Here is a 9,625-nt window from a genome sequence, read left to right on the forward strand (position 1 = left end):
GCCCCGCGCCGATCACCGCGCGCCGACCGGTACGAAGGGACGGCGCGCATGACCGGTGTAGAGCTGGCGCGGCCGGCTGATCTTCTGCGTCGGGTCCTCGATCATCTCCTTCCACTGCGCTATCCAACCGACGGTGCGGGCGACCGCGAACAAGACCGTGAACATGCCAGTCGGCAGTCCCATGGCCCTCAAGATGATCCCGGAATAGAAATCCACGTTGGGGAACAGCTTGCGCTCGATGAAATACTTGTCCTCGAGCGCGATGCGCTCGAGCTCCAGCGCGATCTCGAGGAGCGGCTCGTGGGCCACGCCCAGCTCTTCCAGGACCTCATGGCAGGACGCGCGCAAAACCGCGGCGCGGGGGTCGTAGTTCTTGTAGACGCGGTGGCCGAAGCCCATGAGCTTGAAGGGGTCGGCCTTGTCCTTGGCGCGATTGATGAACTCGGGGATGCGCGCCTTGGTGCCGATCTCCGTGAGCATCTTGAGCACTGCTTCATTGGCGCCACCATGCGCCGGCCCCCATAGCGAGGCGATCCCGGCGGCGATGCAGGCGAACGGGTTGGCCCCGCTCGATCCGGCCGTGCGGACCGTCGAGGTCGAAGCGTTCTGCTCGTGATCGGCGTGCAGGATGAAGATGCGTTCCATGGCCCGCACCTGCGCGGGGCTCGCACGGTAGGTTTCGCACGGCACCGCGAACATCATGTACAGGAAGTTCTCGACAAAACCCAGGTCATTTCGTGGATACACGAAGGGCTGGCCGACCGAATACTTGTAGGCTATGGCGGCGATGGTCGGCACCTTGGCGACGAGCCGGTGGGAGGCGATGTGACGCTGTTCGGGGTCCTCGATGTCGGTGCTGTCGTGATAAAAGGCGCTCATGGCGCCGACCACCCCGCACATCACGGCCATGGGATGCGCATCGCGGCGAAATCCCCGATAAAAGGTGAGCATCTGCTCGTGCAACATGGTGTGATGGGTGATGGTGCGCTCGAACTCGACCTTTTGCGCGGCGTTCGGCAGCTCCCCGTAGAGCAGGAGGTAACACACCTCCAGGAACCCGGCCTGCTCCGCGAGCTCCTCGATGGGATAGCCGCGATAGAACAGCTCGCCCTTGTCGCCGTCGATGTAGGTGATTTTGGAGTCGCAGCTCGCGGTGGAGGTGAAACCGGGGTCGAAGGTGAAATACCCGGTCTCTTGATAGAGCTTGCGGATGTCGATGACGTTCGGGCCCAGGCTGCCCTGGTAGAGCGGCAGCTGGACGGGCCGTTCTCTGGTCTCTTCGCTGAGGCTCACGGCCCCGGCGGTCTTGGGTGATGATTCATTAGCCATGGGTACCTCCACTCGAAAAGGGATGTTGCGACGCACCAGGCTTCCCTAGTATATAGCGTAGCAAACCCGGCTTCGCAACGCCGCTCGGGACGGCGGTACACGCGGATGGAACAGCCGGTTGCGACGCATTTCGTGGGACTGGACGGTGGTCACACCGGCGTCGAGCCCGGGCTCGGTCCGAAATGTGGCGGCGGATCAGCGCCCTCGGGTGTGGCGCGGGAAAAGTGCGTGCCTGACACAGAATATGGGGTTGCTATCCTTAGATAAACCCAATATATTGTGTTTGCGCCGGTCGATGGTTCGGGGTGGAACAGGGACCTCGAACCCTAAGCCTCCCCTTGCTCGGGGAGGGACCCCTCGGCAGGCCCCGGCCGACCGGCGACAAGCTGGGCGCAAGCCCCGACTACACGCGGTTCCATTGGGAGGAGTGATGAGAAAGACCTCGATGAAGCTCGTTTCGAACGACGCCCTGGAGGTGCCATATCAGCCGGCGTCGCTGGACGTGTGGGACAAGAAGTACCGCCTGAAGAAGAAGGATGGGGCGCCTATTGATGTTACCATCGACGACACCTACCAGCGCGTCGCCCGCTCGCTGGCCGAGGTCGAGGACACCGAGGCCCTGCGCGAGCACTGGTACGGGGAGTTCCTGTGGGCGCTGCGGCACGGGGCGATCCCGGCCGGGCGCATCATCTCGAACGCCGGGGCACGGGAATACAAGCCCGCCACCTCGACGATCAACTGCACCGTGTCGGGGACCGTCCGCGATTCCATGAACGACATCCTCGGCAAGGTCCACGAGGCCGGGCTGACCCTCAAGGCCGGCTGCGGGATCGGCTACGACTTCTCGACTCTGCGCCCCAAGGGCGCGTATGTCTCGGGGGCCGGGGCCTACACCTCGGGACCCCTGTCCTTCATGGACATCTACGACAAGATGTGCTTCACGGTGTCCTCGGCCGGTGGGCGGCGTGGGGCGCAGATGGCCACCTTCGATGTCGGCCACCCCGACGTCAAGGACTTCATCCGCGCCAAGCGCGAGGACGGGAGGCTCCGTCAGTTCAACCTCTCGTTGCTCATCACCGACGAGTTCATGTGCGCCGTCGAAGACGACGGAGTGTGGCCGCTCGCCTTCCCCCTGACCTTGGCGGAGACCGACGGCGCCATCGACCTCGATGATCCGGCGGCGGTGGTGTGGCGGGACTGGCCGACCCACGAAGGCTACCTCGTCAACGCCCGGGGCCAGGTCGCCTGCAAGGTCTACAAAACCCTGCGCGCGCGGCACCTGTGGGACATGATCATGGCCTCGACCTATGACTATGCCGAGCCCGGATTCATCTTGATCGACCGCGTCAACGAGTGGAACAACAACTGGTTCTGCGAGGACATCCGGGCGACCAACCCGTGCGGCGAGCAGCCTTTGCCCCCCTATGGCTCCTGTCTCCTCGGTTCCGTCAACCTCACCCGCTTCGTGCGCGATCCCTTCGACGAGCACGCCGGTTTCGATTGGGAGGAGTTCCGCAAGGTTGTCCAGGTCTTCACGCGCATGCTCGACAATGTGGTCGAGGTCCACGGGCTCCCGCTGGCCTTGCATGGCGAGGAGATCCGCCGCAAGCGCCGCCATGGGATGGGCTATCTGGGCCTCGGGTCCGCGCTCACGATGCTGGGTTTGCGCTATGGCGGGCCCGATTCGGTGGCCTTCACCGAGCGCGTCACCCGCGAGCTGGCCCTCGCCGGTTGGGAGACGGCGCTCGAGCTGGCGCGCGAGAAGGGCCCGGCACCCCTCATGGAAGAGGACTTCACGGTTACGGCCGAGATGCTCGAGCGCCGGCCGGAGATGGCGCGCGACGGCTATCGGGCGGGCGATGTGGTCAAGGGCAAGGTCCTGCACGCGCGCTACAGCCGTTACATGCAGCGCATCGCGGGGGCGGCGCCGGACTTGGTGGAGGCGCTTGCCGCGATCGGCGCGCGCTTCACGCACCATAGCTCCATCGCGCCGACCGGCACCATCTCGCTGTCGCTCGCGAACAACGCCAGCAACGGCATCGAGCCGAGCTTCGCCCACCACTATTCCCGTAACGTGATCCGCGAGGGCAGGAAGACCAAGGAGAAGGTCGAGGTCTATTCTTACGAGTTGCTAGCCTATCGGGCGTTGGTCGATCCCGAGGTGGGGCCGGAGGTCGTCGGCGAAGAAGGGCGGCTGCCCGAGTATTTCGTGACGGCCGAGGACATCACACCCACGGCGCACGTGGATATCCAGGCGGCGGCGCAGAAATGGATCGACTCCTCGATCTCGAAGACCGCGAATGTCCCCACCGACTTCCCGTTCGAGGATTTCAAAGACATTTACCGCTATGCCCATGAGCAGGGACTCAAGGGCTGCACCACCTTCCGCTTCAATCCCGAGGCCTTCCAGGGCGTCTTGGTGAAAGAGCAGGACCTGGCGAACACGACCTATCGCTTCGTGCTGGAGGATGGCGAGGTGGTCGAGGCCCGGGGCAACGAAGAGATCGAGTACGACGGCGAGGCACACACCGCGGCCAATCTCTTCGACGCGCTCAAGGAAGGCTATTACGGCAGGTTCTAGAGGAGGGCGGAATGAGTAAGAACATCCAGAAACGCATCGTCAGATATAGCGTCGTGAAGCCGGAGGCCGCCGCGGCGCGGGCGGGTGCCGATGTCGTGCAAATGCACGAGAAGGTCGAGCGGCCGGAGAGGTTGCTGGGCTCGACCTACAAGCTCAAGACGCCGCTCTCGGACCATGCCCTGTATGTCACCATCAACGATATCGTGTTGAACGAAGGCACGGAGCACGAGATGCGGCGGCCCTTCGAGATCTTCATCAACTCGAAGAACATGGATCATTTCCAGTGGATCGTGGCGCTGACGCGGATCATGTCGGCGGTGTTCCGCAAGGGCGGTGATGTGACCTTTCTGGTCGAGGAGTTGCGTTCGGTGTTCGACCCCAAGGGGGGGTATTTCAAGAAAGGCGGGCGCTTCATGCCCTCGCTGGTCGGCGAGATCGGCGATGTGCTCGAGAGCCATCTGCGGAGCATTGGTCTCATCCAGGACGAGCCCTTGGATGCGCACCGGAGGCGCATGGTCGATGAAAAGCGCGCCGAATACGCGGGCCGGAACGGGACGGTGGCGACGGACGAGTTCCCGGGCGGCGCGGTGCTGTGTCCGAAGTGCTATACCAAGGCCATGGTCCAGATGGCTGGCTGTCTGACCTGCTTGAACTGTGGTGAATCCAAGTGCGGGTGAGGGTGCAGGCGGCGCTGCAGGGGTTACTGCGACGACGGTTGTGCCTGTCCTGCCGGTTCACGTGAAAGCTGCTTTCCCTCCTGGGCGCGGTGTGGCCATCACCGCGGCAGTGCTGTCGGTGCAGGCCGCCCTCGGTCTCATCGTGATGGTGGGGACGGCGGCCCAGGGTGACGGCACCGCGCTGCCGCCCGCCCATTTGACAGAGCGCTCCGGCGTTGCGGGGCCAGGCAAGAACTGCTGCGGTCGCGTGGATCCGGTGGAGCTTGAGAACACCCATTGGAAGCTCACGCGCCTGGGTGGGCGAGCGGTAGTGGTCGGGGAAGGGCAGGGCGAACCCCACTTGGTCCTGCGGCCCGAAAAAGATCAGGCCAACGGCTCGGGTGGGTGCAACCGGCTGTTCGGCGGCTATCGGCTCGAAGGCGGGCGTATCAGCTTCTCAGGGATAGCGACGACGCGGATGTCCTGTCCGGCGGGTATGGAGATTGAGGGTGAGTTTCTCCGCGCGCTCGCGGAGGCCGAGACGTGGAAGATCTCCGGGCCGGAGCTCGATCTCTTCGACGCGGGCGGCGAGCCGGTGGCGCGCCTCGCGGCGCCATCCCCCGAGTGCGTAAGGTAGCATCTGTATCTGCCGCGCTGCCGCTAGAAACGACATTGCAATCCTGGTGCAACAGACTGATAAGGATGAGTTCCGGTTACAACAAGCACTTCGAATCAAGTGACGGGAGATACGGCCATTTGATCCCCACGCGGTTGGAGTCAACTCTATTTCGCATCCGACGTGCGACGGGGGCAGACGTTGCTAGAAGAGTATTTCGAATTTGGTCGGTTCTCGATGAAGAAAGCCGCGGTTGAAGCGTGGCCTACGAAGCGTTGGAGCGGACGCGCGTGAACCTCTAGCGGCCGGTGCGCGGATTATGTTTGTCTCGTTGCGCCGCTCAACGCTGTAGTTCGGCGATATGACGACACTCTGCCCGACCAGCCGGCCACGCGCCGTTTCCGTCCGAGGTCAGCCTCGCTCGGCGGAAGTCATAAGCCTTCACACTCGCGAGGTTAGCATCACAGCATGAATGAAATCTGCCTCACGAATTGGCACCAATTTACCAAGGTCGCGGACGATCTGGATGTTGGCCCGCCAGGCAAGCTAGCCTATGCGTTTCGGGGCCACTCCGTTGCCTCATGGGCATTACAACCGCCCCTGCTGCGACACCTGAGTCGGCTTCGACTCAACGAACAACAGGCACTTCAGCTCGAAGCAGAAGCCGCGGCTGAGTTTCAAGCGCAGGCTCACCACCATTATCCATCCAAATACCTTCACTACCACTACCGACACAATTAGTTGGTGGACGTTGATGCAGCATCACGGGGCACCGACCCGCCTTCTTGATTGGACCGGTTCGATTTACGTCGCAGCGTATTTCGCCGCGATTGCGTGCCCCGAGCATGATGGGGCAATTTGGATTGTTCACGTATTTGCGGTGCACGATAAAATGAAACAGAAGGGCTTTGAACATGGTCTTCTCGCGTCGGAGGCCTTTATCAAAGCACGGTTCCTTCAGCCGAACGCCCCTCGCGCCGTACTCTTCGGCCGTCGGCCCAATCTGTCCGACCGAATGATTGCTCAGCAAGGCGGTTTCAGCGTTTGCCGTAACATTTTTGGAGATCACGGCGAGATCATCGCGCATGCAATCGGCGCTCCTAGCGAGTGGGAGCTTTTTTGCAAACTTATACTCCCCGCGAAGCTGAAGAGCACCTTTATCCGAAAGTTACGAGCCATGAACATTACCGCGAGTTCTCTGTTCCCCGGCTTGGACGGTCTAGGCCAGTCGGTTTCGGAACTGATACAACTCGGGACAATGTAGGCTTGTCGGCTAATCGGGTAGCCGGGGGGGTGTTTCGCCCCCGCCCCGTGTGACTGGAACGCGCCCTTCGACATCGCCTGGTGCCTGGCCTACGGCCTCCGCGATCTGGTCTACGCCAACAAATGGATCGATGGGTCGCTCATCTATGGCGGCGCGGGCGGAGTTACCGCGGAGGGGCCGAACCACCCGAGGCCGGGCCGATCGCGCCCAACCCTGGCCGCTTGAGAGCCCGTGGCGCCTCTCGGCCGACGTGGGCACCACCTAGTAGCGGGGGGTAGGCGTAGGCCAACACTAATTGAAGACCGTCGTCATCTGGGATACCTTGGACAAGGCGCTAGTGTGCTCTCTACACTTGCTGTTGGGTAGCATCTGTATCTGCCGCACGGGTTCGCCGGGACGGTGACTAGCTTCTCCAAAACGCCTCCTCCCAGCTCTTGCTCAAGCGCATCGCCGAGACGATGAGGCCCACCATCGAGTAGGTCTGTGGGAATTTGCCCCAGAGCTCTCCAGTGTCCGGGTCTATGTCCTCCGAGAGCAAACCGAGATGATTGCGGCACGACAGGAGGTGCTCGAAGATCTCGCGACCTTCCTCGCCGCGGCCTATCGCGGCGAGGGCATCGATGTACCACAGCGTACAGACCGTGAATGATGTCCTCGGGATCCCGAAGTGCGGGTAGCAAACACCAAACGTAGCGACCCCGCCGAGTAGCGACCCCGCCGATCGATCAAAGAGTGCAGTTTCCGATGACGGCGCACCTCCCGACCCTCACTGACGGACCCTCACAGAACCTCGATCTGAACCCTGGCTACCCCGGCATCCTTCATCCCAAGTCGTATGGCGGCGGCGCGCGAGAGATCGATGACTCGGCCGGTCACGTAGGGCCCACGATCGTTTATCTTTACCTCGACCGATTTTCCATTCGTGACGTTGGTCACTTCGACCGTGGTCCCCAAGGGTAGGGTCCGATTGCGCCGCAGTCAGCTATTGTTTTGGTTGAAGACCTCACCGTTTGCGGTCTTCTTGCCGTGGAATCGCGGCCCGTACCACGAAGCGGTGCCGGCCTCTTCGACGGCCGGAGCCTTGTGAGCCCTGGCGCTGCTGACGGCCGTCAATCCCACGCTCCACGACACGAGAGTGGCGAGCACGAGAGTGGCGAGCACGGGCAACGCACTTGGAAGTGAGCAATTGGAAGCTTGTAAATCCGGCATTACCTTCGTGCTCCTCGCGCGTGCTCCTCGCGGGCCTCTGCCCGTAGACGCAACAAAGCCTGTGCCACACCCGGATCCGCCACACAACCCATTGATATAGAGGTTTAATTTCTGGGACACGGGACGCCACTTCAACAGCCGGATGCGGGCCATCGGCAAGGATTACCTGCCGCCCGGTACTCGTTACCGTTCCATCGCCGCCAAGAACCCCTGCCAATCGCGCACTAGCGCGCGGTCGCGCGAAATAGCTTAAAGGATCCGGTACAACCGCTTGAAAGACTATGGGTTCTAATAGTCGGCTCGCGCTACGCCCGGCGATTCGCGGCACACAGTGTCACGCCTCAAGCCGAGGATCCCCGCCCGGCTGTCTGTACTCCTTACCGGGAGCCCCTGTAAACCTTACCGGACCCCGCCCTCGAACCTTGTCAGGATCTCTCACGCGAGATCATAAACGTCGTTGAACGACGGGCACAGATCGCCTGAGCGAGGGGGTCTGGCACAGGCGTTGCGCCCGTGCGGATGCTCGATACGAATCATGTGGAGGCGCGCATGAATCACCGCAAGATCAATCATCTCTTGAGCACGGAATTATGGGCGGTCGAGACCTATGAACAGGCCCTCCAAGAGAAGGCGTGGAAGGTCCTCGGCCCCGACCCGCAAACTCAGGCATTGTTCCACATCCTGGTGGACCACGTTCACGCCGCCTCACAGCTCGCAATCGAGGTCCAGCGGTTGGGGGGAACACCGGTCAATGGTACAAAGGCATGGGATAGCGTATCCCATCTGCGCATGGACGCGAGGCTGTTTGGCGATGCCAACCCGTTCGGCGATGCCAACCCGTTCGGCGATAAAGGCGCGCTGGAGGCCTTGAAAGAAGGCGAGGAGAGTGGCCTTAAGGAATACCAAGCCGTACTTCACCATGAGGCCTTGTCTGTTGAGGTCAAACCATTGATCGGATCCCTGGAGACGAAACAGCAAGCGCACCTACGCGCCCTGGAGGATCTGATGATGAGGGTGTGACGATAGGAGACTGTGCCATGATCGTCACCCGTGCTATCCGGGTTCTGATAAATCGATGTGTCGAGTCGCTACACCAACCCAGGCGCAAAAAGGGGAACGTCGGTAGGTTCTCGCCCAGGCAGGGTCTGATCGAGAGTTCGATCGATAAGCGAGCGCAAGGGGAAAATACCGACTGGGTCAGGCCTTGGCGTTCGTTTCAATCCTGGGGGTTGTAACTAAACGCAAACCTCGAGGAGGGCGCAGCCACTTGCCGAGGCGTTTTGTGTTCTTTGCTGCGCCGGGGCCGAACCCATCGAGATAGCTGGCTACTCGGGCGTCATCACGGGGATACGCGCGGCTTATCCCAATCGATCAGGAGCTTGCGCAACGGAAACGCTCAAATTATCGCCCACCGGTCACAGCGTAACCGCTGTTCTCTACGGTGTTTCCCTCCCGAGCGGATTGTTAAGGTTTTTGGAACCTATGGGAAAAAATAACCGAAACATGCGATGTGGCACAGAGCTTGACTGACCCACATTGCGGGCGAGGCCCGCGGATCTAGAAGTCCTTTGAACTGGAGGAGGCTAGTATGAGATTCAGCAAATCATTGGTACCCGGCGTGGCCTTGCTGTGTGGTTCCGGCTTGGCGATGGCCGAGGAGCATATGGACAGGCCGCAAGAGCCGGCGGGCGCAATCCCCGAGTTCAGCGCGGTGGATGCTGACAAGAACGGGGTCATCAGCTCTTCGGAGGCGGTCGCGGTCCCTGCCCTGGTGGAACAGTTCTCCGAGGCGGACCGTAATGCCGACGGCAAGTTGACCAAGGACGAATACGCGGTCATCGAAAACAGTGGCGAGGACAAGCCGAGCGAAGGACGCATCTAGCCGGGTGCCCGGTCGTCTGCTCTAATCGTCTCGATTGTCTGCCGCTGTCGCTGCCGGCGGCGACCCGCCCGGGGGCAAGGTCATTGGC

At 61.8% G+C, this 9,625-nt stretch carries 9 protein-coding genes and 1 pseudogene; 5 read left to right on the forward strand and 5 right to left on the reverse strand.

Annotation, left to right across the window (positions count from 1 at the left end; all coding sequences use genetic code 11):
- Window positions 1–12 precede the first annotated feature (12 nt).
- Entirely contained in the window at window positions 13–1,329 is a 1,317-nt protein-coding gene (gene gltA, locus M3461_07430; GenBank protein MDQ3774194.1) for a citrate synthase, read from the reverse strand.
- Between the two features lie 430 nt (window positions 1,330–1,759).
- Here gltA and M3461_07435 point away from each other — a divergent pair, with 430 nt between their 5' ends.
- The 3 genes from M3461_07435 (at window position 1,760) to M3461_07445 (ending at window position 5,203) form a co-directional block, all read left to right on the forward strand.
- Complete coding sequence (locus M3461_07435; protein MDQ3774195.1) at window positions 1,760–3,910, forward strand: adenosylcobalamin-dependent ribonucleoside-diphosphate reductase; 2,151 nt, start codon at window positions 1,760–1,762, stop codon at window positions 3,908–3,910.
- An 11-nt stretch (window positions 3,911–3,921) separates the two neighbouring features.
- Window positions 3,922–4,587, forward strand: a complete 666-nt coding sequence (locus M3461_07440; protein MDQ3774196.1) for an NrdJb — start codon at window positions 3,922–3,924, stop codon at window positions 4,585–4,587.
- Window positions 4,588–4,648: 61 nt separating this feature from the next.
- Entirely contained in the window at window positions 4,649–5,203 is a 555-nt protein-coding gene (locus tag M3461_07445; GenBank protein MDQ3774197.1) for an META domain-containing protein, read from the forward strand.
- Between the two features lie 607 nt (window positions 5,204–5,810).
- Here M3461_07445 and M3461_07450 read toward each other — a convergent pair.
- The 4 genes and pseudogenes from M3461_07450 to M3461_07465 form a co-directional block, all read right to left on the reverse strand.
- Window positions 5,811–6,269 carry a hypothetical protein gene (locus M3461_07450; GenBank protein MDQ3774198.1) on the reverse strand — a complete coding sequence of 153 codons (459 nt, stop codon included), beginning with the start codon at window positions 6,267–6,269 and terminating at the stop codon, window positions 5,811–5,813.
- 580 nt (window positions 6,270–6,849) lie between these two features.
- Window positions 6,850–7,113, reverse strand: a pseudogene (locus M3461_07455) (glycoside hydrolase family 15 protein).
- Between the two features lie 113 nt (window positions 7,114–7,226).
- Window positions 7,227–7,400, reverse strand: coding sequence for a septal ring lytic transglycosylase RlpA family protein (locus M3461_07460; protein MDQ3774199.1), 174 nt, complete (start codon window positions 7,398–7,400; stop codon window positions 7,227–7,229).
- Between the two features lie 24 nt (window positions 7,401–7,424).
- Complete coding sequence (locus tag M3461_07465; protein ID MDQ3774200.1) at window positions 7,425–7,607, reverse strand: septal ring lytic transglycosylase RlpA family protein; 183 nt, start codon at window positions 7,605–7,607, stop codon at window positions 7,425–7,427.
- Between the two features lie 597 nt (window positions 7,608–8,204).
- Here M3461_07465 and M3461_07470 point away from each other — a divergent pair.
- Both M3461_07470 and M3461_07475 read left to right on the forward strand, forming a co-directional pair.
- On the forward strand, window positions 8,205–8,675 hold the full coding sequence (locus M3461_07470; GenBank protein ID MDQ3774201.1) for a PA2169 family four-helix-bundle protein: 471 nt from the start codon (window positions 8,205–8,207) through the stop codon (window positions 8,673–8,675).
- 568 nt (window positions 8,676–9,243) lie between these two features.
- Window positions 9,244–9,537, forward strand: coding sequence for an EF-hand domain-containing protein (locus tag M3461_07475; protein MDQ3774202.1), 294 nt, complete (start codon window positions 9,244–9,246; stop codon window positions 9,535–9,537).
- Window positions 9,538–9,625: the final 88 nt, after the last annotated feature.

It is taken from the genome of Pseudomonadota bacterium (assembly GCA_030860485.1).
Lineage (GTDB): Bacteria > Pseudomonadota > Gammaproteobacteria > JACCXJ01 > JACCXJ01 > JACCXJ01.

What these genes read in the sequence shown, in the direction of transcription:
- M3461_07470 (MDQ3774201.1), top strand. Translation starts at nt 8,205, where the DNA reads ATGAATCACCGCAAGATCAATCATCTCTTGAGCACGGAATTATGGGCG.
- M3461_07440 (MDQ3774196.1), top strand. Translation starts at nt 3,922, where the DNA reads ATGAGTAAGAACATCCAGAAACGCATCGTCAGATATAGCGTCGTGAAG.
- M3461_07475 (MDQ3774202.1), top strand. Translation starts at nt 9,244, where the DNA reads ATGAGATTCAGCAAATCATTGGTACCCGGCGTGGCCTTGCTGTGTGGT.
- gltA (MDQ3774194.1), bottom strand. Translation starts at nt 1,329, where the DNA reads ATGGCTAATGAATCATCACCCAAGACCGCCGGGGCCGTGAGCCTCAGC.
- M3461_07450 (MDQ3774198.1), bottom strand. Translation starts at nt 6,269, where the DNA reads ATGCGCGATGATCTCGCCGTGATCTCCAAAAATGTTACGGCAAACGCT.
- M3461_07435 (MDQ3774195.1), top strand. Translation starts at nt 1,760, where the DNA reads ATGAGAAAGACCTCGATGAAGCTCGTTTCGAACGACGCCCTGGAGGTG.